12 protein-coding genes and 1 pseudogene are annotated in these 23,185 nt (G+C 33.8%); 9 read left to right on the top strand and 4 right to left on the bottom strand.

Annotated features, from left to right (window positions below; translation table 11 throughout):
* Window positions 1–329 precede the first annotated feature (329 nt).
* Complete coding sequence (locus tag Q0L29_RS11355; protein ID WP_296621733.1) at window positions 330–2,135, top strand: SLC13 family permease; 1,806 nt, start codon at window positions 330–332, stop codon at window positions 2,133–2,135.
* Here Q0L29_RS11355 and Q0L29_RS11350 read toward each other — a convergent pair.
* Genes Q0L29_RS11350 through Q0L29_RS11340 form a run of 3 tightly spaced genes read right to left on the bottom strand, consistent with a single transcriptional unit; the run spans window position 2,132 to window position 6,363 of the window.
* Window positions 2,132–2,449 carry a DUF6122 family protein gene (locus Q0L29_RS11350; protein ID WP_296621732.1) on the bottom strand — a complete coding sequence of 106 codons (318 nt, stop codon included), beginning with the start codon at window positions 2,447–2,449 and terminating at the stop codon, window positions 2,132–2,134. The genes Q0L29_RS11355 and Q0L29_RS11350 overlap by 4 nt on opposite strands.
* The gene (locus Q0L29_RS11345; protein WP_296621730.1) at window positions 2,449–4,314 is read right to left on the bottom strand and encodes a tetratricopeptide repeat-containing sensor histidine kinase; all 1,866 of its coding nucleotides are present in this window, start codon (window positions 4,312–4,314) and stop codon (window positions 2,449–2,451) included. Before Q0L29_RS11345 ends, Q0L29_RS11350 begins: the two co-directional genes overlap by 1 nt.
* Before the next feature lie 57 nt (window positions 4,315–4,371).
* Entirely contained in the window at window positions 4,372–6,363 is a 1,992-nt protein-coding gene (locus Q0L29_RS11340) for an IGHMBP2 family helicase (RefSeq protein ID WP_296621729.1), read from the bottom strand.
* A 698-nt stretch (window positions 6,364–7,061) separates the two neighbouring features.
* On the opposite strand from Q0L29_RS11340, the gene Q0L29_RS11335 reads away from it, so the two are divergent.
* From Q0L29_RS11335 to Q0L29_RS11325, 3 genes are all read left to right on the top strand, one after another.
* Complete coding sequence (locus Q0L29_RS11335) at window positions 7,062–8,066, top strand: endonuclease/exonuclease/phosphatase family protein (RefSeq protein ID WP_296621727.1); 1,005 nt, start codon at window positions 7,062–7,064, stop codon at window positions 8,064–8,066.
* Between the two features lie 275 nt (window positions 8,067–8,341).
* Window positions 8,342–8,890: a DinB family protein gene (locus Q0L29_RS11330; RefSeq protein WP_296621725.1), complete on the top strand. Its 549-nt coding sequence runs from the start codon at window positions 8,342–8,344 to the stop codon at window positions 8,888–8,890.
* A 117-nt stretch (window positions 8,891–9,007) separates the two neighbouring features.
* Complete coding sequence (locus Q0L29_RS11325) at window positions 9,008–9,469, top strand: hypothetical protein (RefSeq protein WP_296621723.1); 462 nt, start codon at window positions 9,008–9,010, stop codon at window positions 9,467–9,469.
* A 257-nt stretch (window positions 9,470–9,726) separates the two neighbouring features.
* Here Q0L29_RS11325 and Q0L29_RS11320 read toward each other — a convergent pair whose 3' ends face one another.
* Window positions 9,727–10,776, bottom strand: coding sequence for a LacI family DNA-binding transcriptional regulator (locus tag Q0L29_RS11320; RefSeq protein ID WP_296621721.1), 1,050 nt, complete (start codon window positions 10,774–10,776; stop codon window positions 9,727–9,729).
* A 274-nt stretch (window positions 10,777–11,050) separates the two neighbouring features.
* On the opposite strand from Q0L29_RS11320, the gene Q0L29_RS11315 reads away from it, so the two are divergent.
* The 5 genes and pseudogenes from Q0L29_RS11315 to Q0L29_RS11295 all read left to right on the top strand — a co-directional run.
* The gene (locus Q0L29_RS11315; RefSeq protein ID WP_296621719.1) at window positions 11,051–14,128 is read left to right on the top strand and encodes a TonB-dependent receptor; all 3,078 of its coding nucleotides are present in this window, start codon (window positions 11,051–11,053) and stop codon (window positions 14,126–14,128) included.
* Between the two features lie 11 nt (window positions 14,129–14,139).
* Window positions 14,140–15,672 carry a RagB/SusD family nutrient uptake outer membrane protein gene (locus Q0L29_RS11310; RefSeq protein ID WP_296621717.1) on the top strand — a complete coding sequence of 511 codons (1,533 nt, stop codon included), beginning with the start codon at window positions 14,140–14,142 and terminating at the stop codon, window positions 15,670–15,672.
* A gap of 86 nt (window positions 15,673–15,758) precedes the next feature.
* Window positions 15,759–19,103 (top strand): VCBS repeat-containing protein, encoded by a 3,345-nt coding sequence (locus Q0L29_RS11305; protein WP_296621715.1) that lies wholly within the window; start codon window positions 15,759–15,761, stop codon window positions 19,101–19,103.
* Between the two features lie 2 nt (window positions 19,104–19,105).
* Window positions 19,106–22,462: a VCBS repeat-containing protein gene (locus Q0L29_RS11300; protein ID WP_296621714.1), complete on the top strand. Its 3,357-nt coding sequence runs from the start codon at window positions 19,106–19,108 to the stop codon at window positions 22,460–22,462.
* Between the two features lie 3 nt (window positions 22,463–22,465).
* Window positions 22,466–23,185, top strand: a pseudogene (locus tag Q0L29_RS11295) (phosphatidic acid phosphatase); the annotation flags it as partial.

Here is a 23,185-nt window from a genome sequence, read left to right as displayed (position 1 = left end):
CTTTTCCTATCCCACCTCTAAACAGCGATTTTCTTCCTAAAAATTCCTTACAATAGCCCGCTATTGCTTCAGAATTTTTAGTTGAAACTCACTATTTACAGGCGTTCTGAATCCTAAATTAGAATCGAACTCAGGTTAATAGTAAGACCTTTTCCAAGGATTTAATCTTTGGCAAAGGTTTTTTTATGTCTTTATTTTTTTAAAATACCGATTATATAGGTCTTATTCCCATCTTTTATAACTCATTTCTTTTAATTTCTATTATTCTATAGAATTAGTAGATTTATATGGTTTTTCCACCCTATATTTGTGATAATTAAACCAACTGTATGGATTTTCAAACTATTGCTACTTTAGCAGTCATTTTACTGGCTATTTTTCTCTTTGTAACTGAAAAGCTCTCAGTCGATTTAATAGGCTTAGTGATTATTTGTGCTTTGGTGATCACGGGAGTAATCAGTCCGGTTGAAGGAATCAAAGGGTTTAGCAATACGGCTACTATCACCGTGGCCTTTATGTTTGTGATGAGTGCGGCACTTTTGAAAACAGGGGCTTTGCAATTTGTAGCCTATCGCTTATCTGATATTTTCAAAAGTAATTTCAGATTGGGATTAGTCATGATGATGCTGCTTATAGCCATAATCTCTGCTTTCATTAATAATACACCTGTAGTGGCAGTTTTTATTCCTGTAGTGATTCAGATTGCAAAAAGCACCGGTAAAAGTCCTTCTCAACTTCTAATTCCACTTTCTTTTGCCTCTATTTTTGGAGGAACTTGTACTTATATTGGTACTTCCACCAATGTGCTGGTAAGCGGTATTGCCCAGGATTTTGGTTTTGAAGGATTTAGTATGTTCCAATTAATGCCTTTTGGACTGATATTGGTTTTGGTAGGTACACTTTATATGATGTTGATAGGTTCCAGGCTTTTGCCTAAAAATAGAAAAAACGATGAAGATCTGGAGGAGAAATTTGGTATGCGTGAATACCTTACGGAAATAGAACTACAAGATAATACAGACTCCATTGGAAAAACCATTATGCAAAGTCCACTGGTGAAAGATTTGAAAATTGATATACTGGAAATTAATCGGCAGGGGACACGCTATAATTTACCGCAAGGAGATTTTGTTTTACATTCAGGAGATATTTTAAAAGTGCGTTGCAATCTATCCAATATTAAAGAGCTCAAGAGCAGAGCAAAGGTGTTGGAAGGCTCTTCTTTGAAAATGGCAGGAGATAATTTGCAGGGAACGGGAACTTCCTTAGTCGAAATGGTGATCAGTGCCAATTCAGAATTTGATGGGAAGAATTTGCAGGAAGTTGACTTTAGAAGACGTTACAGAGCCTCTCCTTTAGCTATTCGCCACCGTGAAGAGGTTTTGCATGAAGATTTGTATGATATCAAACTGAAAGCAGGAGATGTATTATTAGCAGAAGTGAAATCTCACTATGTAAAGGAGTTACGAAAAAAGGAAATGAGCCAGAATGCTCCATTTGCATTGCTTTCCTCTGATATAGTGATTGATTTTAATAAAAAACAATTTATAATAGTAACTAGTGTTTTAGCTCTTGTTATCGCCTTAGCCACTTTTGAAATTTTAGATATCGTAATTTCTGTCATGGCAGGAGTTGTGGCTTTGGTCTTAATGAATATCATGAATATGCGGGAAGTCTATAAAGCCATCAACTGGAAGATAGTATTCCTGCTTGCCGGAGTTTTAAGTTTTGGGGTAGCTTTAGGTAATACGGGCTTAGATCAAAAGATAGCAGGAGGACTCTTAAGTCAGTTAGGAGCATTCGGTCCGGTGATTGTGCTAAGTGGGTTGTATTTAGTCACTTCTATTTTAACGGAATTAATGTCTAATAATGCTACAGCAGCCTTAATGGCACCCATTGCCATTGCTATAAGTACGCAATTGGGTTTGGTACCCACCCCATTTCTGATGGCTGTTACTTTTGCGGCCTCGGCTAGTTTTATGACACCTATAGGCTATCAAACCAACACTATGGTGTATACAGCGGGAAGTTATAAATTCACGGATTTCACTAAAGTAGGGGTGAGCTTGAATTTATTGTTTTGGATTTTAGCCACTATCTTCTTACCGCTGATTTTTCCATTTCAGCCACTTTAAAAAGTCCCTTGAAGAAAACAATCCAATCCATCAGTAAGCATATGGAAAAGGAGTCCTATGCCTAATAAACGGCTTCTTTTGGGGAATAATAGAAAGAAATAAATGAGAATGGCATAATAGGAATGAAGAGGGTGAAAAGCTATGCTGCATCTGTCAGGATCAAAAATTGGACTTGCTAAAAGGTGGTCTAAATCAACTAGCATAGTGCCTAACAAAACTAAATAAGCATTCTTCCAGTTTTTCGGGCTGTATAAATATGCAATTCCCAAAGGAGCTACTAAATGAAGGCTATAGTGTATGATGGTTGCTATCATTATATGCCTTCAGTTACTTTTGGAAATGTTAATATAAAGCTTGTGCCCTTACCTTCTTCACTTTTAATTTCCATACTGGCATGATTGAAAGTTAAAAACTGTTTAACCAAAAGAATTCCTAAGCCTGTACCGCTTTCCTTATCTGTCCCTTTTCTAGAAAAGGAACGTTCGTTTAATTCTCCTCTTAAGCTGACTAATGTGCTTTCATCCATCCCGATTCCGTTATCTTCTATACTTAAAAAGACAGAGTTTTGATTCTGAGAGTAATTTACTTCAATGAAACCTCCGCTAGATGTGTATTTAATAGAGTTATTGAATAGGTTATTGATAATGATATTGAGTTGTTCGGGATCCATGTGAACAAAGCTTTTAACAGCATTATGCTTTAAATCAATTTCTTTTTCCTGGGCTATATATTTCATGGAGTTTAGGTTTTGTTCCACTACCTCATCCAATTGAACAGTTTTAGGATTTGTTTTGAATCCATCCATTTGAGTATTCGCCCATTTTAGTAATCGGTTGATTTGTTGGTTGACATTTCCCACTTCTTTAGTCAATCTTTCCATGTATTTATTGACATCTTCCTCTGAAATACTGTTTCTAATATCAAGTAATTGTTTGACAGAATTAATAGGAGATCTTAAGTCATGAGAAAGTATAGAGAACAGTCGATTTTTTGTATCATTTATTTGTTTCAGATCTGCATTTTGCTTTTCTATTAATATTTTTTTCTCAGCTAATTGTTTGTTGATTGTCCCTAAATTCTGGTTGTATTTCTCTTTTTGTTTAATATGTCTTCTAAATAATAAGGCTAAAATTAACAGAAACAATACTATCGCAGAAAGAAATGTAATTATTAATTGATTGCGGTCTTTGACAATAGAAAGTAAATCTTTTTGCCCTTTTAGCTGTTCATTTTCAGCTTTTGTTTGTTGAAGTTCTGCCCAGTTGATTTCACGATTCATTTCTTCATTCAAAAGGCTATCGCTATAGATTTTATGAAGTTTGTGGTATTCCAGAGCAATATCTAGAGAGTCTAATTCCTCATAAGCTCTACTTAATTTTAAAGCTACTTCAGAAGCATCCCATTTGGCTCCAATTTCTTTTGCGATTGCAAAGGATTTTAAGCCATAATCAATGGCTTTATTAAAGTTTTTCCTTTTTATTTCTAAATCAGTTAAACCACTTAAATTATAGCTTTTTTCCCATTGATTAGGATTACTTTTATATACTTTCAAAAAATAATATTCTGCAGAATCCAGATTATTCTTTTCAATAAATAGTGATCCTATTCTGTTCATATCCATTAAAGCATAGGTATCGAGATTATTTATAACAGAGATTTCATAAGATTCATAATAAGATTGATAGGCATCTTCCCATTTCCCCATTTCTTGATTACATATACCAATATTGAGAAGATTTGCCGCAATACTTCTGTGATGGTTTATTTCCCGGTTTACTGCTAAGGCTTTTTCAAATTCTATAAGAGCTTCCTGGTATAGCTCACGACCGAGGAGGATCAACCCTCTGCCATTTAACGCTCTGGCAATTCCTATTTCATTATGGATATCTTTTGATAATTTATAGAGTTCTTCGTAAGTATTCCGTGAATTTAGATAATCACTTTGGACATATTGAATGGCAGCTTTCAGGAAAAGTAATTCTGCATAGAAATTACTATTCTTGTTACTAACTTTTTTCAATTGGTTTTCGATGAGAGATAAGGTCGAATCAGGAAGATTGTAACGGAGTTCACTTAGCACATTTATGATGCTATCTTTCTCATTGGACAATTGTTGAGCAGAAACGCTAAAGTTAAGATTTAGTGAAAATATCAGAAAAATTGCAAGAGCTACTTTCATTAATCGCGACTGAGTTTAATAATTGGATCACTAAATTACGTTATATTTATTTATTGGCTATTGATTAAGTATATTTTCGATTAAAGACTTATATATGGGGTTAGATCGCAATGTTGATGGATTACCAATAATAATTAATTTTCTCTTAGCCCTTGTCAGGGCTACATTTAGCCGCCTGTAATCACGTAAAAAACCGATATTTCCTTCCGTATTAGAGCGCACCAAACTGATGATAATAACTTCTTTTTCCCGTCCCTGAAAACCGTCTATAGATTTAATTTCAACATGATAATCCTTTAAAGCAGCTTTTAATCGACTTACTTGCTGATCGTAGGGTGAAATAATGCCAATATCTTCCGGAAACAGTCTGGAGGATAGTAAAGCGTCCGTTATTTCTTTTGTTAAAGCTATCTCTTCCAGATTAAACCAGGAATGGCTATCTGCTAATTGTGCTTCCGTCCCTTCTTCACAGGCAATAAAAGTAACAGGTTTAGAGGTCTGTAAAACCTTTTCAATAGCCGGATTGATATAAGGGAAAGGCTCAAATCCGGGCAGATCTTTTAAGCTATGGTTTGCTACTGTAGGATGGGCTTTTAATTGATTATCATAAAAGTTTTCATTAGAAAATCGCATGATTTCCTGATGCATTCTATATTGAATAGTTAAAATATTGATTCTATTTTCAGGTAATTCATCTTGAAATCTTTCGAATAAACTAATGCTTAAATCGCCAGCGTCCTTTGCTTTTACAGTAGGGGGTAACTGTTTGTGATCACCTGCTAATACCCATTTTCTACCCTTTACCAATGGGATTAAAGCTTCTGGTTCTGTGGACTGAGTAGCTTCATCTATGCAGACTACATCAAATATAATATCCTTTAAAAGATCGCTTCCAGCTGATGAATTGGTAGTACAAATCACAGCACTCTTTTCTAAAATACTTTCAATTGCACTAGCTTGTAGCATCTGAGCCTCCTCAAAATTTTTATTAATGGTTTGCTGTAATTTGATCCATTTAGCCATCTTTCTCAGCTTGGCAGATTGTATTCCTCTATAAGGTTTTTTGGAACTTGCTAATTGTATTATTTTACTATCACTTAAGCCTCTTCTATTCTGGCCGGAAGCAGGAGCATAATCTTCTTGCTCCTTTTTCAATACCTGGATTTTATTCCAGATTCCATTGGCTTGTTGGTAATCCGGGTGATCTTGTAATTGGACGTCTAAACTTAAGTTGAGAAGATTTTCATCCATACGAATTGGATTACCAATTCGGGTAGAAGGGATTTCTAATGATTGAAGTTTTTCTAAAATATTATCTACTGCTGTATTGGAGGGAGCCGTTACCAGTACTTTCTTTCCCTCCTCAAAATACGATTTTATTAAATGAGCTAGGGTAGTGGTTTTTCCAGTTCCGGGTGGTCCGTGTATTAAAAAAATATCATTTGAAGCTAATGCATTTTTTATTACTTGATTTTGCTTAGCGTTTAAGAAATTATTTTTTGAAGTAGGTAAACTAGATTTTTCTGAATCTAAAAATAAGTCAATATTTGATTTAATGTATTCTTGTAAAATTGGGAGCTTTTCTAAACTAGCTAGAGCATCTTGCATTCTTTGAAAAGTAATATCATTTGAATATAAATCAAGTCTTAAATTTCGGCCAAACACCAGGTAAGGAGGGATCTTATTATAGGCTAAAGTGATGCTTCTTTTTGTCTTACTAACAACCGTTGCTTGCTCTTCTTTTCCGGTGGGTTTTTCCTTTGATACGATTACTACATCTCCATTAGAAATTTCATTATCTGGCAAGCCGGAACCCCGTCCTAATTTCACTAAATATACACCACCAATTCCGGTCCCGGCATCCTTACCGGATAGCGTTAAGATTGCTCTTCCTTTAGCTTCTCTTTGCCTACCCGAGAGGAGCATAATTTCATTGAGATGAAATTCCATTTCGGCTTTTCTCTCTTTTTGAATTAAGCCTTCGAAAAATTTTTTGTATTGGATGATATCCGTAAACCTCTTCATTTTTTTAGTTGATGTACTTGGCATCACAAACTTAATTAATTGCTGATAGTTTCAATAACTTATTTAGCTGAATAGGGGGGATTCAAATAATGCAATTTTTATTTTGGCTAATGATGGGGTAGTGTAATAATTAGATCTTTTAATTTTAAGGGGTGATGCTTATTTTACCATAGTTTAATTTTATCCTAATTGTAATATTTCTTTAAATAGAGGTGATTTAAAGATTTTCAATCACTAGGACTCATTTTTCGTGATTTTCTCTTTGGTTTTGGTAACAATAGATTATTTGGTTGAAAAATTTAAGCTCATGTATCACTTCGTTAAGTCATTTTAAAATATTATAAATGAGTAATTAATAATTTTTATATAAAGTATAACTTCAATTAATTACTTGAGTAAATTTTACATCAATTTTCAAGCACAGAATATTATTCTGAATATTTTATACCCTTAATTTTTTATTAGTATGCTCATGATTGTATGGTTTTATTCTCTTATTAATCTTTTATTATCTGTGTCATAATTGTATTTAATTTATTTTTGTAGTTTTTGATTTTGAATCGGTTTTTATGAATTTCATAGTTGATCGATTATAATTTTATTTGTTTAAGATTTCTGTTCATTGTGATGTCTTAGAATAATATTATTTTATCATTTGTAGATTTTAAATTGTTATGCGTTTGACTATTGAAGATTTTTAGAAAAATTGTTAATATCGTTTCATGAAGAAGATATTATTAGCAGCATTATTCATTGTACTTGGAAGCATTATCACTTTTTATTTTTGGGCCAGCTCAAGTTTTAATGAAGCAGAAGGATATGATCAGATTGTTACTTTTCATCCGGATAAGAAAAGAACTCCAGATACTTTGTCTGTTTTGACCTATAATATTGGCTACCTATCCGGGATGACAAACAATCTTCCGGTTGATAGAAAAGAGTCTTTATTTTCTGATAATTTATCCGAGTCAATCACCCTTTTGAAAAGCTATGACTTTGACTTTATCGGATTGCAGGAAGTTGACTTCGGATCCTCAAGAAGTTTTAATTATAATCAGTTTGATAGCTTGGGAATTCAACTGGATTTTCATCAAGGTGCCTATGCCGTCAACTGGGATAAGTCATATGTTCCTTTTCCTTATTTACCTATAAAAAAACACTTTGGAAAGATTTATTCAGGACAGGGTATTCTTAGTAAAATGCAAATAAAGTCTAACTATTTGATGATATTAGATAAACCTATGAGTGCCCCTTTTTATTATAATGCTTTTTATCTTGATCGGATTTTACAAATTAATAAAGTGCAATATGATAATGATACTTTAATTCTTATGAATGTTCATTTGGAGGCCTTCGATAAGGAGACAAGAGAACTTCAAGCTGAGAAAGTTTTGGAAGAGTTTAAAAAGTGGTCTAAAGATTATCCCGTGATTTTGATGGGCGACCTTAATAGTCGCCCACCCTTTGCCAGTGACTTAATCAATAATGAAAAAACAATTGAAATATTTTTAAATAATCCACTTATTGAAGAGGCAATCTCACAAGAACGATATCTTGAGAATGAATCTCAGTATTTTACTTTTGATACAGCTGAACCTTATGAAAGATTAGATTACATTTTTTATAATAATAACAAGATTAAAAAAATTGATTCTGATGTATTAAGAGAGGCTAAAGATATATCTGATCACCTCCCGGTATGGATGACCTTTACTTTAAAAAAATAATTTATCTCTCTTTTGAATTGCTTTGGTTGATTCATCTTTTGTTTTCTCTTTTTACTTTTTTGAGTTTGTAAATAATTAGTTTTAGCTGATGTTTTCTCAATGACCTTCGTGTAAAACTTAGTGCAATTCCGTGGTTGATTTAATTTAGCTTTCGCTGAATTATTTTTTTTATTTTGGTTAGCTCTACATTTCTTGAAAGTATTATTCAATTTGAATTTTAATGTCGATTTCAATTATTATTCTTAATTTCAGATTTATATAATTTTAAAATTTTTATGAATCCAAAAATTCAAAAACATTGGACAAGAGTTGAAGAAGGGAAAGCTTATTATGAAGCGCTCTTGCAAGTTTTCAATGATGAACAATTAAATTTTCATCCAGAAGAAGGGTCTTGGTCTATGCTTGATGTAATGCAACATCTTTATACATCAGAGAAGATCAGTTTGCAGTTTATGCAAAATTTTGATTTTAATAGAAAAGATGAAAAAGTGGGGTTGAAGTCAAAAATTAAAACCATTTTATTGGTCAACGGATTAAATTCCAAAAAAAAATATAAAGCCCCTAAAGTATTATCTGAAAAGAAAGATAGTTTAAGTATAAGTCATGATACGCATGAGTTTTCACATCAATGGGAAGATTTAAGAAATGAAATGTTCAATTTCTTGAAAGAATTTCCCAATGAAAAAGTAGATCATTTTATCTTTGTACATCCTGCAGTAGGAAAGCTGAATGTTTTACAAACTTTGCAGTTTTTTGTATCACATTTGAAACATCATCAACATCAAATTGAGACTATAAATCATCATAAAGATTTCCCTAAGTAATAAATTTTAATAGGATGTAGAGCTGTGTTAATCGAAAATTATATTTTTCTTTATTAATCAATGACAATATTTTCTTTGTTTATTTAAATTGCTTAAAATTTAACATAATCCTAAACTATGATACCAGAATTAAAAGATTTGTCTGAATCAGAAATTGACTTATTAAAGAAGATACCTGCAATGGTTACTATCTTAATTGCAGGAGCTGACGAGCAGATTAGCAAGGGGGAATTAAAGGAAGCTATTAATTTGACCAAAATAAAGCAAAGTAAGGCTAGAAAGGAATTGCTTGGTTATTATCAGGAGGTAGCGCCTGATTTTGAAAAAAGTTTGAATCAACTTTTAAATTCATATCCTAAAGAAGCTGAAATAAGAAGTAAGCAAGTTATAGAAGACATTGAGAGATTAAATGATATTCTAAAGAAAGTAGATAAAAACTGGGCTCATCAGTTTGTTGATTCTATGAAAGACATAGCCAAAAAAGTTGCAGAATCTGCTGGTGGTGTTTTCGGTTATTTATCCATAGGATACGAGGAATCGAAGTTGATTGATTTAAAAATGATTAAAGTACCTAGTTAGGGCCTGCTTAAAATCTCAAGTGCCTCATAGAATACGGGCTAAGTGAAGGAGTATTGTTATACTTCGAGCTTTAGTCCGGGAAGTAGATGAGGTGCTTGAGGCTAGAGCACTAGAAAATCAAAATTTGAGTTTCTAGTGCAAATATTATGGATATTAACTCTAAAAAACTTACACTTGCTAAAAAACTATTAGGCAATAATCACTGTCAAAAAAGATAGAAATTCATTTTTGATCTATTATCCGTTTCTAAGCAAGCCTTAGTTAGGCACTTTTACTTTTTTTCCCAGGGTGGATTCTCTTAATACCAATGATGTTTCCATAATATGAGTTTCATATTTCACAGGTTTGTTATCTCTTTTGAGCTGAATTTCCTTTGTGATTAACTCAATTGCTTTTCTCCCCATTTCGAAGTCTGGTTGAGACACAGAAGAAAGGGGAGGGTCAACTATGGATGACATTTTCCAATCGCTAAATCCCATGACTGCAATATCCTCAGGGATTTTAAGCCCCTTATCTTTTATTGCTTGTATTGCTCCGATTGCAGTTGGGTCAGTTGCACAAAAAATGGCATCTGGTAATTCTTTTTTGGCAAGTAAATTTAGTGTTGTTGCATAGCCTTCTTCTCTCGATACTAAATTACATTTTTTAATTAAATGGGGATATAAGCTTAGTCCGTGTTTTCGGATTGCAGATTCAAATCCTTTGTATCGCTCTTTGGTTGTATAAGGTTCCAATGAGCCCGTAATATGAGCTATTTTCTTTTTCCCCAAGCTTATTAAATGCTCAGTTGCATAATAGGCTCCTTTAAAATCATCACAAATAATTTTAGCAGATTCCATTTTGTGACTTACCTTATCTATCATCACCACTGGAACATTATGGCTTTGTAAATTTTTAAGGTGATCTACATTAACCGTATTGTCAGATAAAGATATGATTAGACCGTCAATCATACTTCTTTGAAATGTTTCAACTCCTTTAAGCTCCGATTCATAAGATTCGTTGCTTTGATAAAGCATCACACTATATCCTGATTTTTCGGCTTCATTTATAATTCCACTGATTACATTGGAAAAAAAATGATGAACTATTTGTGGTATAATCACGCCAATTATAAATGATTGTTGGTTTTTAAAATTGATTGCAAACTGATTTCTTTGATAATGTAATTTCTCAGCGAGTTCAAAAACCTTCTTCTTTGTTTCTTTTCCGATATCTGGTTTGTTATTCAAGGCTCTTGAAACTGAAGGTATGCTTATACCTAATTCTTCTGCAATATCCTTTAACCTAATGTTATGTTTGCTCATATTAATAGTATTTTAACCAAAAAAGGTGTTTTAATTTATAATTATTCTAAATAAAGGCTGTTTTCCTTACGTAAACGATTACGTAAGATACTAAGTGTACTTTTTACACACAAAGCCTTGCAGAGATATTTTGGAATTTTTACATTGTTGTTAATTTAATGTTAAAACCAAATAATGTATAAACAGTTATGTGGTATGAAAATTAAAACAAATGTAAACTACGAAAATTGAAAATTTAATTATGGAACTCTTAAACGGCTAAAAAACAAAATTCATGAGACACTTTTTACTAATTATTGCGAGTGTATGCTGGTTTTCCTTGGGAAATCTTTATGCACAAGATCGAACAGTCAGCGGGACTGTTACAGATTCAAAAACCGGGGAAGGTCTTCCCGGTGTTAACGTATTGGTAGTAGGAACTTCAGATGGAGCTACTACTGATTTTGATGGGAAATATAAGGTAAGCGTATCGGGAGATACCAACTTAAAATTTTCTTACATTGGATACAAATCTCAAACTATTGAGGTGGGAAGCAAAAGCGTAGTCAATGTGAAATTACAAGAAGACGTTGAACAGCTTTCTGAAGTAGTGGTTGTAGGTTACGGCCAAGTAGAAGCTAGAGATGCTACTGGTGCTGTACAGCGTGTTACTTCGAAAGAATTTAATGGCGGTGTAATTGCCTCTCCAGAGCAATTGATCCAAGGTAAATCTGCTGGTGTTCAAATTACTTCAGCTAGTGGCGAACCTGGTGCAGGGGTAAATATTCGTATTAGAGGAACTTCTTCTGTTAGAAATGGTAATAACCCATTATTTGTGGTAGATGGTATTCCGTTATCAGGGGGAGATGTTACTGCAGGTGGATTAGATGTCGGTAGTGGTACTTCTTCGCCAAGAAATCCACTTAACTTTTTGAATCCAAATGATATAGCTAGCATAGATATATTAAAGGATGCATCTGCAACTGCAATTTATGGTGCAAGAGGTGCGAATGGTGTTGTTTTAATAACTACTAAAGGAGGAGCCGGAGCTCAAAATAATATTCAGTATGGTACTTCTGTAAGTTTTGCAACACCTGCAAATAGATATGATCTTTTGGATGCAGATACCTATCTGAGTGTACTTCCCGATTACGGTGCTGATCCAAATGAGCTAGATTTTGGCTCAAATACTGATTGGCAAGATGAAATAACAAGAACAGCTATTTCCCATAAACATGATTTATCTTATGCTAATGCGTTTAAAACAGGTAATTATAGGGTTTCAGCTGGTTACGAGAATCAGCAAGGTGTAATTGAAAATTCTTCAATGGAGCGTTTAAATACTCGATTAAATTATAATCAACGGTTCTTAAATGATAAGTTGAATTTTGCTGCTCAAATAACTTTATCAAGAATTAATGATGTTGCACCTCCTATTACAAATAATGCGGGTTTTGAAGGCGATTTATTAGGAGCAGCTTACATTGCTAATCCTACATTGCCTGCTGATGCTGACAACCAGATAGCTGGGTTGAGAAATCCATTATCCATGTTAAAATATAACCTTGATGAGGCTCAGACTGACAGAGCACTTTTAAATTTCTCATTGGACTATGATATAACCGATGATTTAAATTTCAGAGTTAATACGGGTTTTGATAATTCAAATTCCACAAGAAATCAGGCAGTATCTCCAGATTTAAATATTGGAAATACTTTTCAACAAGGACAAGCAGGGATTTCAACCATAGAAACTAGTAGTAATTTATTGGAAACCTTATTGACTTATGATAAAAAATTAGGTGAAGGCAATATCAATATATTAGCAGGTTATTCTTACCAGGAATTTAATAGAAGTGGATATACACTACAAGGATTTGGATTTAATACTTCTGATATGAATGGAATGATTTCTGATTTGGAAACTGCAGGAAATACAGCTAGAAACGCCATTACAGGCTCTTATCAGCAATTTGGATATGATCCCGGAAATGATCAATTTTTTGTAAATAGATTAGCTACAGGTCCAGAAGACTTAGGCGCTAGACCTCCAGTTCCTGTAAATGCTGTAGCAGAAGACAATTTTGCTTCTATTGATGAGTTACAATCATTCTTCGGTAGAATAAATTATAATGTGATGGATAAATATTTATTTACTGCTACTTTAAGAGCGGATGGTTCTACTCGATTTGGTGGCAATAATAGATACGGTGTTTTTCCATCTGCGGCAGCTGCTTGGAGAATTTCTGATGAATCTTTTATTCCTGAATCAGTTTATGATTTAAAATTAAGAGTTGGTTATGGAGTGACAGGAAATCAAGAAATACCTCATAATTTGCATCAAAGAAGACAGGATTATGGTGGTATAGGTTTTAATGATGGTGGTGAAATAATTCAACCAGGTCTAGCTGATGTTGCTTTTGCAAATGAAGATTTGAGATGGGAAGAGACAGCTCAAACAAATATTGGACTTGATTTTGGATTTTTAAAGGGAAGATTAAGCGGTAGCTTAGATTTTTATAATAAAACCACTACTGACTTATTGATTCAAGTTGCATCGGCACAACCTGCTCCTCAACCATTTACTTGGTTTAATTTAGATGCAAATGTAATAAACCAGGGAGTTGAATTTGCACTAGATTATGTAGTAGTAGATCAGGCAGATTTTGATTGGAATTTTGGTTTCAACGTTTCTTATAATGATAACGTGGTTGAAGATTATGAAGGATCTATTGATACGGGTGAAATATCTGGGCAAGGTCTAACAGGTGCATTCGCACAGCGTATCACTGGAGGCCAACCATTGTTTGCATATTACTTGAGAGATTTTGACGGTTATAACGCAGAAGGAGTTGCTCAATATAATGATGGTGATTTCCAACAATTCTTAGGATTTAGCCCAATTCCAAAATATAATCTTGGTATTAATACAACAGCCAGATATAAAAACTTTGACTTAAGTGTATATCTAAATGGCCAATATGGTCATCATATTTATAATAACACAGCAAATGCATTTTTCACTGCTGGAGCTTTAGGTAACGGTAGAAATGTTACAGCTGATGTTTTGACTTCTGGTGAATCACCAATTAATGCTCCTGATGTTTCTACAAGATTCTTAGAAAAAGGTGACTTTCTACGTTTACAGAATTTAGCACTAGGTTATAATTTTGATTTAGCAGATAATGGTTTTATTAAAACCTTAAGAATGTATGTTAACGCTCAAAATTTATTGCTTTTCACTGACTATACTGGTCTTGATCCTGAAGTTAATGTGAATAAATCACTAAATGGAGTTCCTTCTTTAGGTATAGATTACACATCATTTCCAAGACCACGAACTTATACCATAGGCTTGAATGTTACATTTTAAAAATAAAAGAAATGAATAAGATAAAAATTTTATTAATAGGTATATCAGTACTGGCATTTGGCTGTACTGATTTAGAAGTAGAGGAATTAGATTCCATTGTAGTAGATTCCCCATCGGGGGAGTTTAACGGTGTTGATGTTGGGCCAAATTTGACTAGTACTTATGTAGCAACTGCAAACTCATTAGGAAGTCAAGATAATACTTATGCATTAATGGAGGTGTCTTCAGATGAACAACTTGTGCCTACTAGAGGGACAGATTGGGGAGATAATGGAGTATGGAGAACATTGCATCAACATACTTGGGATGCTACCCACCAGTTTGTTTTAAACGGTTGGAATAACCAGAATTCTAATGTTTTTTCATTGAATCAAATCATTGCTCCTGAATCAGACGCAAGTCCACAACAATTGGCGGAAGCTAAATTTCTTAGAGCGCTGAATGTTTTTATTATCTTGGATTTATGGGGACAAGTTCCTTTTAGAAGTCCAAATGATGGTCCGGATGTTTTGCCAGATGTTTTAAGCCGTGAGGAAGCTGTGGCATTAATTGAAGAGGATTTAAGTAATACGACCATTGAAAACCTACCAGCTATTGGACCGGGAGATGATGGTGAGATATTGAGAGCTTCTCAGGCATCAGCTCATTTTTTAAGAGCTAAGTTTTACTTGAATAAACATATTCTTTTAGGTAATCAATCAGGATCAAGCCCTGCTAATTCAGATATGGACTTAGTTATTTCTTCAGTAGATGCAGTTACAAGTGCTGGATTTGCTTTAGAAGAAGATTATTTTCAAATATTTGATCCTGCTCCGGATAATGAATCTATTTTTACTTTAGAGCGTGATGCAGGAGGTAGAATATGGAATGGATTACATTATAACCACAATGAAATTGATGGTAATGCAGGTGGCGGCTGGAATGGATTTTGTACAACCGCTGAATTTTATTCAATGTTTGAAGGAAGTGATAATTCGAATGCACCTGGATCTAGCCAAGAAATTCGTAGAGGTTACGTTCCTGAGCAAGGTTATGGATTTGGTTTTTTAGTTGGACAGCAATATGGCTACGATGGACAAGAATTATCTACCAGAAATGGCGCTCCATTAGCATTTACAGCTGAATTACCAGGTTTAGCAGGTAATGGTGAATCAACTGGAATTAGAATCCTTAAATATCATCCTGAAAATGGAGGAGCTTTTCCAAATCGTCAGATTTTATTTAGATATGCAGATGCTGTTTTAATGAAAGCAGAGGCGCATTTATGGAAAGGGAATTCCGGAGAAGCATTACAAATTGTTAATGATTTACGTGATCTAAGAGGAGCATCTCAATTAGCAAATCTTTCGGCAGAAGAAATGTTAGCTGAAAGAGGTAGAGAACTTTATATTGAGTTTTGGAGAAGACAAGATCAAATACGTTTTGGTACGTTTACAGATACTTGGTCTTTCAAAGATAATACTGAAGAGTTCAGAGTTTTATTCCCAATTCCGAATCTTGCAATTAGTACTAACCCTAACCTAGAACAAAATCCAGGTTATTAATTGAAATACTTTTGTAAAAAAGGATAATGGATTGTTTTCCATTATCCTTTTTTTATACATTTAAGCTTTTAAAAGCCTAAATTATCATGTCTTCAAGATTTTCACTTTTTTATTATCTTAGCCTAATTTTTATCCCTCTTTTAGCTTGTGAAAACAAGCCTGAAAGTGAAGAAACGGAAAATTTAAAAACTACAACTTTTGAATTGCTTGATTCCGCTCAAACGGGTATTTCTTTCCTGAATCAGGTTGAAAATAAAGATAAGTTCAATATTTTTTCTTACCGAAACTTCTACAATGGTGGTGGAGTAGGCATCATTGATATAAATAATGATGGGCTTCAAGATATTATTTTCACCGGTAATCAAGTCAATAACAAACTTTATCTAAATAAAGGTAATTTTCAATTCGAAGATATTACGGAGAGCGCTGGCATAAAAGGATATGGTGGATGGAGTACTGGTGTCAGCATTATTGACATCAATCAGGATGGATTTAAAGATATTTATATAAGTAATGCAGGCTATCAAGAAGGTAGTGAGCCTATTAATGAATTATTCATTAATAATGGAGACAATACTTTTACAGAAAAAGCAGCTGAATATGGTCTGGATGATCCAGGCTATACCACTCATGCCGCATTTTTTGATTATGACGGGGATGGTGATTTGGATGTATATATTCTCAATAACTCATTTATTCCAGTAAACACGCTTAACAATAGCAATAAAAGAGATTTATACGCAGAAGATTGGGATGTAAAGGACTTTGTAAAAGGCGGTGGAGATAAACTTTTACGAAATGATAATGGTAAGTATATTGATGTCAGCAGAGAAGCAGGAATATATGGTTCTTTGATTGGATTTGGTCTTGGAGTAACTGTAGGAGATGTTAACGGTGATCATTTACAGGATATCTATGTTTCCAATGATTTCTTTGAAAGAGATTATCTTTATATCAATCAAGGAGATGGAACATTTTCAGAAGATAGCAAAAAGTGGATGGACCATATGAGCCTGGCCTCTATGGGAGCAGACTTGGCCGACATTAATAATGACGGCTATCCTGAAATTTTTACAACAGAAATGATTCCGGTAACGGATGAACTCATCAAGCAAAAATTACAATTTGAAGATTACAATACCTACCAACTCAAGCTCAGAAGAGACTTTTACCATCAATACATGCATAATGCGTTGCAATTAAATACAGGAAATGGAAGCTTTCATGAAATTGCCTGGTATGCTGACGTGGCAAAATCGGATTGGAGCTGGGGTGCTTTGATGTTTGATGCCGATATGGATGGCTATAATGACATATTCGTTTGCAATGGGGTTTTTCAAGACGTTACTGATGCTGATTTCATGGATTTCTTTGCTAATGAGGTGGTGCAGCGGATGGTACTTACAGGCAAAAAGGATAAAATGGAAGATGTGTTAGCCAAAATGCCTAGTAATCCACAGCCCAATAAAATGTTTATCAATCAAGGTAACCTACAATTTGATAATAAAGAAAAAGAAATGGGCTTAGGTCAGGAAACTTTCTCCAATGGTGCCGCCTATGCTGATTTAAATAATGATGGTAGTTTAGATATTATAGTCAACAATTTAAATCAACCCTCTTCCATCTATAAAAGTAACGCTAAAACTGATAGCACTCATTATTTGAAAGTGGCTTTAGAATTTGAGAAGCCTAATAGAGATGCGATAGGAGCCAAAGTTCAAGTTTTTGCAGACGGGTCTCAATTTTACAGACAAATGATGCCGAGTAGAGGTTTTCAATCTTCCGTAGATTATAATCTTCATTTTGGCTTGGGCAAAATTTCAAAAATTGATTCTCTTAAAATAGTATGGCCTAATAAATTGAGTAGTGTCATTTTACAGCCAGCTATTGATACTTTATTATCTATCAATTATAAAAATTCTACTAAAGAAAAAGGAAAAGTAGAAACTCCATTTTTGAAGGAATCAAAAGCGCAATATTTTAAGCAGGTCAAAAATGTTTTTAAAAAGCATGAAGAAGATAATCATGTAGATTATTATTATGAAGGTTTGATTATGAGAATGCTTTCCAAAGAAGGGCCGGCAATTGAAGTGGTTGATCTGAATAATGATGGATTAGAAGATATCATTATAGGTGGTGCTCTAGGACAAGCAAGTAGTGTTTATTATCAGCAATCCAATGGTCAATTTAAATCTGTGGAAATTGACGATGTAAATAATGAAGTAAGCACCATACTCGCATTTGATGCCAATAATGATGACTTAATAGATATTTATTTTGGATATGGAGGGAACCACACTTCGGTAAATTCAGTAGTTTTTAATGATCAATTATATCTACAAACTGCTTCAGGAGCCTTCGAACAACAACCCAATGCAATACCTGAAACAGGATATAACACTTCAGTAGCCTTAAGTTTCGACTATGATGAAGATGGCGATATGGATTTATTCATTGGAAGTAGGTCAGTTCCTCAAGAATATGGAGAAAGTCCTAAGAGCTTTTTGTTCGAAAATGATGGAAATGGAAACTTCAAAGATATGACCGTAAGAAGAGCTAAGGATTTGGATGGCTTAGGAATGATAACGGATGCGAAAATCTCCGACATTGATCAAAATGGAAATCAAAACCTGATTATCGTTGGAGAATGGATGGGTATTGAAATTTTTGAAATAGCCGGTAAGCAACTGAAAAAAATGGAAGGTAACCCACTGCAAGATTTAAAAGGATGGTGGAATACTATCGATATTGCTGATTTAAATGATGATGGTTTGCCTGATTTGGTTTTAGGCAATCGAGGCAATAATTTCTATTTCTCAGCATCTGATGAAATGCCAGTTAAGATTTGGCTGGAAGACTTTGATGCCAATGGGGATAAGGATAAAATTTTAACCAGAACTATTGAGGGGAGAGATATGCCGATTCAGCAAAAAGGAGAAATGATTAGCCAAATTCCAAGCTTGAAAAAGCAAAGCTTGAAATATAAAGATTATGGGACTAAATCTATACGTGATTTGTTTGGGACTGAGAAAATTGAGAAAGCAACCTATAAATCAGTGAATACTTTCCAAACTACAGTAATGCTCAACAAAGGAAATGGAGAATTTGAGAAAGCAAATTTACCGATAGAAGCACAGTTTTCTGCTGTTCATTCAATTGAAATTCTGGATATTGATTCAGATGGTAATTTGGATTTGATTATGGCAGGAAATGAAGGTGATTTCAAACCTCAATATGGAAAACTGGATGCTAATGATGGCTTAGTGCTTTTTGGAGATGGGGAAGGTAATTTTAATCTTATTCCTGAACATAAAAGCTTAGGGATTAATGGAAATATACGCTCCATTAAACCAATTCAAATTCAAAACCAGAAACATTTGCTATTTGGAATCAATAACCAAGAAGCTGTTTTATTAAAAATCAGACAATAATAATGATAGTAAACATATTAATGAAAGTGAACATAGCTAATAGGTTTTTATATTTTATCAGCAGTTTTTTGCTGATTATATTCTTGAGTTTATTCACTTCTTGTACTGATTCAAAAGAGTCTTATTTTGAATTACTAGATGCCGAAAAAACAGGCTTGCACTTTGAAAATAGACTTGAACAAACCACTGAATTCTCCTTTTTCGATTATATGTATTTCTATAATGGAGGGGGAGTAGCAGCAGGTGATTTCAATAATGATGGATTGGTGGATTTATTTTTTACTTCTAATATGGGAGAGAATAAACTCTTTATAAATGAGGGGAATTTTATATTCAAGGATGTTAGTAAAGAAGCCGGAATCATTGGGGAAGGCTATTGGTCCACGGGAGCATCAGTGGTAGATATTAATCAGGATGGAATGTTGGATATCTATGTAAATGTCGTGGGAGATCATGAAATCTTAAAAGGCTCTAATCAACTTTTTATTTGTCAGAAAATTGAAAATGGAATTCCTGTTTTTGAAGACAAAGCTATAGCTTATGACTTAGATCTTGCTGGTTTTGGTACACAAGCGGTATTTGCTGATTTTGATAAAGATGGTGATCTGGACATGTTTCAGCTTAATCATAGCATTCACCAAAATGGAACTTTTGGAAAAAGAGAATCCTTTGAGGGAGAGACTAGTAATGTGGCAGGAGACCGATATTTCAGAAATGATAATGGCAGTTTTGTGAATGCAACAGTTGAAAGCGAGATTAATAGTTCTGTAATAGGCTATGGATTAGGTGTAGTAGTGGGTGATGTGAATAATGACGGATATCCGGATATTTATGTTGGCAATGACTTTCATGAAAATGATTACTTGTATATAAACCAGCAGGATGGTACTTTTAAAGAAGTACTTACAAAACAAATTCAACATACCAGCCGATTTTCAATGGGAGTTGATATGGCGGATATCAATAATGATGGTTTTAATGATATCATTTCTTTGGATATGCTTCCTTATGACCCCCAGATTTTAAAAAGTAGCTTAGGAGAGGATGCGTTTGATGTTTATCGTTTCAAAAAGAATTTCGGTTATAATGATCAGTTTGCAAGAAATAATTTACAACTCAATAACCAAAATGGCACGTTCAGTGAGATTGCGCTCTATGCAGATGTTTACGCTACTGATTGGTCGTGGGCTCCTCTTTTCATGGATTTTGATAATAGCGGTCAAAAGGATTTATTCGTTTCCAATGGAATTCCTCGAAGAATGAATGATATTGATTATATGAATTTCATGAATTCAAGTGAGGATCAACGCAAAAAAACAGAAATGGGTATGGTGGATAAAGAGGATTTGGAAATAGTGGAGCGCATGCCAAAAATTAAACTTCCTAATCGTTTTTTCACTAATAATGCTGATTTAACTTTTGATGATATAAGCTCAAATATCAATAACAATCAAAATTCATATTCTAATGGCGCGATATATGTGGATTTAGATAATGATGGCGATTTAGATATAGTGGTGAATAATTTGGAAGATAAACCCTTCATTTATAAAAATACAGCCATTGAAGATAATAGAAGCGGGAAGTATTTGCAGTTAGATTTAGTGGGTACTGAAAATAATCGTAATGCCATTGGCAGCAGAGTTGTGGTAGAGCTGAAAAATAATCAAAGATTAAGTTATGAATATTTCCCTGTAAAAGGATTTCAAAGCTCAGCTCAGGATAAATTTCATATTGCGATAGGAGATAGCAGCCAAATTGAGAATATCCAATTAATATGGCCTGATGGAAGTACTCAAAACCTGAATAACTTGAAATATAATTCAGTGCACAAAATTAAGTATCAAGAGGGATTGGCTCAATTTGATTATACAAGGATTCATCAAACGAATTTTAATTATAAGGCAGTTGAAATGCAAGATTCATTAGGATTGAATATTGTACATGAAGAAAACCAATTTATAGAATTTATAAGAGAACCCTTAATGCCTCATATGATGTCATCTGAAGGGCCTGCCTTAGCCGTTGCGGATATCAATGGAGATGGAAGGGATGATTTCTTTATAGGTTCTTCCAAGAGGGTACCTAGTCAAATTTGGATTCAGAATGAAAGAGGTATGTTTGAGCAGAAAGAACAACCTTTAATTCATAGTGATCATACATTTGAAGATGTAGATGCAGTTTTTGCGGATATTGATAATTATCGTGACCAGGATTTAATTGTTGCCTCGGGAGGGAATGAATACAGAGGTGATTCCGAATACATAACCCAGAGGATTTATTTGAATGATGGCAAAGGGAACTTTAGCGATAAATATATTTTTGAAGAAAGTCATTTGACCGCTTCTTCTGTAGCAGTTGCAGATTTTAATGGAGATGGTTTTCAAGATGTATTTTTTGGAGGTCATGCAGTTCCTTATGGATATGGACTAGCTCCGGGATCTAAAATTTACCTTAATAATCAAGATGGAACATTCAGCTTAGCAAATAATGAATTAGCTCCCTTCTTAGATAATCTCGGGATGGTGACTGATGTTGAAGTTGCTGATATAAATGGAGATGCTAAGCCTGATATAATCTTAGCAATGGAATGGGAATCTGTCAAAATCATGATCAATGAAGGCGATGAATTTACCCTTCAAGATGTAGGTGATGAAAAGGGTTGGTGGAAGCATGTGAAAGCTGGCGATTTCGATGGGGATGGTCATATCGATATCATAGCTGGAAATACTGGAGAAAATTCTAGATTAAAACCTACAGAAGATGAGCCTGTCAATTTATATATTAAGGATTTTGATGATAATGGTCAAACAGACCCTATATTGACTTATTACCTTGATGGAAAGGAAATTCCATTTGCTAATCATGCTGAAATTTTAAAGCAATTACCAAATCTCAAAAAGGAGTGGAAATATGCACAGGATTTTTCAAGAGCGGATTTAAATGATATTTTTGGAAGAGATGCTTTAAATTCTGCTCAAAAACTATCAGTTAATGATTTTACAAGCTATTTCTATAAAAATAATGGTGATGGGACTTTTCTTGCTATGGCTCTGCCAATGGAACTTCAAATTTCAACTTTAAATGCTGTAGAATTTATTGATAGAAATAATAAGGAACTTTTAGGAGCTGGTAATTTTTATGAGAATAACATTGAAATGGGTAAATATGATGCCCAATATGGAACAGTCTTTCAAATTCAGGATTCTTCTATAAATATCAAAGAAGTTAAAGGCTTGAAGCTGGAAGGTCAGGTTAGAAATATCAGAGCTATTAAAGTGAATGGAAAGCAATATATGCTTGTTGCTAGAAATGATAAAAGTGTTAAATTGATAGCATTCAATAAAATAAACGATTAATAAATGAAAAGTATAGTATTCTATTTTTTAGTAATTTTTGGGTTCTTTTTTTCTTGTACCCAAACTGAACATCAAAAGACTGAAGTTGAGGCGAAAGACATGCATTCCTTAATGCAAAAGGTCACTGATATTTCTGTTCATGATATTTTTTCACCACCCGTGGCAAGTAGGGTGTATGTTTACCCTTCAATTGCTGCTTATGAAGTTTTAGCCATTGAAGATTCCTCGTATCTATCTTTAGCAGGACAACTTAATGGTCTAAAGCCAATTCCATCTCCTGAAACGGAAGATATAAATATTCAAATAGCTGCTCTTTATGCTAATTATCTCACTTCTAAGAAGTTGATTTTCTCAGAAGAAAAAATGGAAGAATGGCTTTCTGAATGGAAAATGGAATTAGAAGATAGAGGATTAACGGATGATGAATGGAGCGCTTCAATAAATTATGCTACAAAGGTTCATCAACATATAGTAGAATGGGCTAATGAAGATAATTATAAAGAAACGAGGACTATGTCTAAACATCCTTTAAGTGATAAAGAGCATCATTGGGAGCCTACACCTCCGGCTTATATGTCTGCGATTGAACCGCATTGGAATGAAATTAGAACTTTTGCACTAGATAGTGCTGATCAATTTGTACCAAAACCGCCTTATGATTATAATATGGAAAAAGGAAGCCCTTTTTATGAGGAAGTCATGGAGGTTTATAAAGTGGTAAAG

Origin of the sequence: Marivirga sp., from assembly GCF_024636815.1 — a bacterium.
Classification (GTDB): Bacteria; Bacteroidota; Bacteroidia; order Cytophagales; family Cyclobacteriaceae; genus Marivirga.
This window is presented reverse-complemented; position numbering and strand designations above follow the sequence as displayed.

Bases quoted from the DNA above. Each gene is read 5' to 3' on its own strand.
- Q0L29_RS11320 (WP_296621721.1), bottom strand. From the start codon at position 10,776: ATGAGCAAACATAACATTAGGTTAAAGGATATTGCAGAAGAATTAGGT.
- Q0L29_RS11305 (WP_296621715.1), top strand. From the start codon at position 15,759: ATGTCTTCAAGATTTTCACTTTTTTATTATCTTAGCCTAATTTTTATC.
- Q0L29_RS11300 (WP_296621714.1), top strand. From the start codon at position 19,106: ATGATAGTAAACATATTAATGAAAGTGAACATAGCTAATAGGTTTTTA.
- Q0L29_RS11310 (WP_296621717.1), top strand. From the start codon at position 14,140: ATGAATAAGATAAAAATTTTATTAATAGGTATATCAGTACTGGCATTT.
- Q0L29_RS11345 (WP_296621730.1), bottom strand. From the start codon at position 4,314: ATGAAAGTAGCTCTTGCAATTTTTCTGATATTTTCACTAAATCTTAAC.
- Q0L29_RS11315 (WP_296621719.1), top strand. From the start codon at position 11,051: ATGAGACACTTTTTACTAATTATTGCGAGTGTATGCTGGTTTTCCTTG.
- Q0L29_RS11325 (WP_296621723.1), top strand. From the start codon at position 9,008: ATGATACCAGAATTAAAAGATTTGTCTGAATCAGAAATTGACTTATTA.
- Q0L29_RS11350 (WP_296621732.1), bottom strand. From the start codon at position 2,449: ATGATAGCAACCATCATACACTATAGCCTTCATTTAGTAGCTCCTTTG.
- Q0L29_RS11335 (WP_296621727.1), top strand. From the start codon at position 7,062: ATGAAGAAGATATTATTAGCAGCATTATTCATTGTACTTGGAAGCATT.
- Q0L29_RS11355 (WP_296621733.1), top strand. From the start codon at position 330: ATGGATTTTCAAACTATTGCTACTTTAGCAGTCATTTTACTGGCTATT.
- Q0L29_RS11340 (WP_296621729.1), bottom strand. From the start codon at position 6,363: ATGCCAAGTACATCAACTAAAAAAATGAAGAGGTTTACGGATATCATC.
- Q0L29_RS11330 (WP_296621725.1), top strand. From the start codon at position 8,342: ATGAATCCAAAAATTCAAAAACATTGGACAAGAGTTGAAGAAGGGAAA.